This is a genomic window from Streptomyces sp. XY431, from assembly GCF_001279805.1.
In the GTDB taxonomy this organism is placed as follows: domain Bacteria; phylum Actinomycetota; class Actinomycetes; order Streptomycetales; family Streptomycetaceae; genus Kitasatospora; species Kitasatospora purpeofusca.
Window position 1 is genome coordinate 1 of the sequence record NZ_LGDO01000227.1, and the last position, 2,069, is coordinate 2,069.

Here is a 2,069-nt window from a genome sequence, read left to right on the forward strand (position 1 = left end):
CCGGGGGGGCCGAGGGGGTGGTCGGTGGTGGCGAGCAGGTCGTGGAACCCGCGGGCGATCAGGTGGTGGCCCTCGGCGCTCGGGTGCAGGCGGTCGGCGCTGAGCAGTCGGCGCTCCGCCGTCCACGGCAGCTCGGCGAGGTGCAGGTGGACGGCCCGGTGGCGGACGGCGAGTGCGTGCACCACGGTGTTCACCGCGCGCATCCGCCGGGCGAGCGGGCGGGCGAGCGGTCGGGGCAGCCGCAGCAGGGAACCGGGGTCCGGCAGGCAGGCCGTCAGCACCACGGCGCCGCTGTCGGTGAGCCGGCCGAGGACGGTGTCGAGGGCCCGGGTGGTGCGTTCCACGTCGAAGCCGGACCGCAGGGTGTCGTTGCCGCCCGCGACCACGGCGGCGAACTGCGGGCGCAGGGCGAGGGCCGCCGGCAGCTGCTCGGTGCCGAGGTCGGTGGTGAGTGCGCCGCTGCGCGCGAGGTTGGTGAACTCGACCCCGGTCTGCGGCGGGGCCAGTGACCGGGCGAGCAGGGCCGCCCAGCCGCGCCATCCGTCGGCGATCGGGTCGCCGATGCCCTCGGTGAGCGAGTCGCCGAGGGCGACGAACCGCACCGCTTCGCCGGTCGTTCGCCCGCCCGGGCGGGCCGCTCCCCGTGCGGCACCGGGTACGGTGTCGCCTCCGCCGTCCCCGTCCACTGCCGCGATCGTGTTCATCGCACCTCCCACCGTTCCCGGACCGTCCGGTCCGGCCGTTCCCTGTCGCTGTTGTGCGGACCCGCTGTCCTGCTCTGCGTCGGAGTGGGAAGTCGGCGGGATCGACTTCCCACTCCGCCCGTCCGGTGCCTCAGCCGGCCGTGACCGGGGCCGCGCCGTGGGCGGTGAGGAAGGCCGCGACCGCCGTCGGCCAGCCGTAGCGTTCGGCCTGGTCGCGGGCGGCGGCGCGGCGGGCCGCCTCGGGGCGGGCGAGGAGCTCGTGGACCGCCTCCGCGAACCCCGCGCCGGTCGGCTCGGCGGCCACGCCGGCGGTGCCGACCAGTTCGGGCAGGGCCGAGCCCCGGTTGACCGCGACCGGGGTGCCGCAGGCGAGCGCCTCCAGCGCGGCCAGGCCGAAGGTCTCCACCGGACCCGGTGCGAGCACCACGTCCGCGCAGCCGAGCAGCCGGGCGACGGCCGCGCGCCCGGCCAGGTGGCCCAGGAAGTGCACGGGCAGCCGGCGCCGCGCGGCCGAGGCCGCGAGCCGGGAGCGCAGCGGGCCTGTGCCGGCCACCGCCAGCACGGCCCCGGGGCCGGGCCGGGCGGACCGGAGCGCCTCCAGGGCGTCGAGCGCGAGTTCGGGGCGTTTCTCGGTGGAGAGGCGGGAGCAGAGCACCAGCAGCACCTGGTCCGGTTCCGCGTACCGGGCGCGTTCGGCGGCCCGGGTGGCGTCGTCCGGCGGGCGCAGGGTGGCGAGGTCCACTCCGAGCGGGGCGCGGGCGAGGTTCCGCACGCCCAGGCGGCGGAATTCGGCGGCGGCCCAGTCCGTCGTGCAGATCACCGTGTCGTAGGACCGGGCGGTCCGGCCGTTGAGCCGGTTCGCGGCGGCCCCCGCGAGCGGGCCGGGCAGGCCCCAGGTGCGCAGCAGTCCGACGGCGCTCTCGTGCGAGACCATCGCGGCGCGCACACCGTGCCGCCGGGCCCAGCCGCCCGTCCAGCGCAAAGTGGTGCGGTCGGAGACCTCCAGCCGGTCGGGGGCGAGCCGTTCGAGTTCGGCGGCCACCGCCCGGCGGTCGGTGAGCAGGCGGTAGCCGCCGCTGCCGGGGAGCACCGGGCCGGGCAGGGTGACGACCAGCCCCTGCTCGTCCTCCTCGACGGCGCGGCGCTCCCCGGGCACCACGAGCACGGGGGTGTGCCCGGCGGCCCGGTAGCCCGCGCCGAGGTGGCGCAGCGCGGTCCGCAGTCCGCCGGAGACGGGGGTGACGAAGTTGGCCACCCGGACGATCCGGAGCGGGCGGGTGGTCATGCGGGCAGTTCCTCCGTCAGTGGGGCGGTCGGCGGAGCGGTCGGGGGCGCGGCCGGGGGCGGGACGGGGCCTGCGGTCGG

At 78.2% G+C, this 2,069-nt stretch carries 2 protein-coding genes; both read right to left on the minus strand.

Annotation, left to right across the window (positions count from 1 at the left end):
• Window positions 1-704, minus strand: a 704-nt coding sequence (locus tag ADK60_RS21200; RefSeq protein WP_107094680.1) for an SGNH/GDSL hydrolase family protein, incomplete at its 3' end; no start/stop codon positions are given.
• Between the two features lie 130 nt (window positions 705-834).
• Complete coding sequence (locus ADK60_RS21205; RefSeq protein ID WP_053648120.1) at window positions 835-1,989, minus strand: glycosyltransferase; 1,155 nt, start codon at window positions 1,987-1,989, stop codon at window positions 835-837.
• Window positions 1,990-2,069: the final 80 nt, after the last annotated feature.

Coding starts and splice junctions, on each gene's coding strand:
- ADK60_RS21205 (WP_053648120.1), bottom strand. CDS start 1,989: ATGACCACCCGCCCGCTCCGGATCGTCCGGGTGGCCAACTTCGTCACC.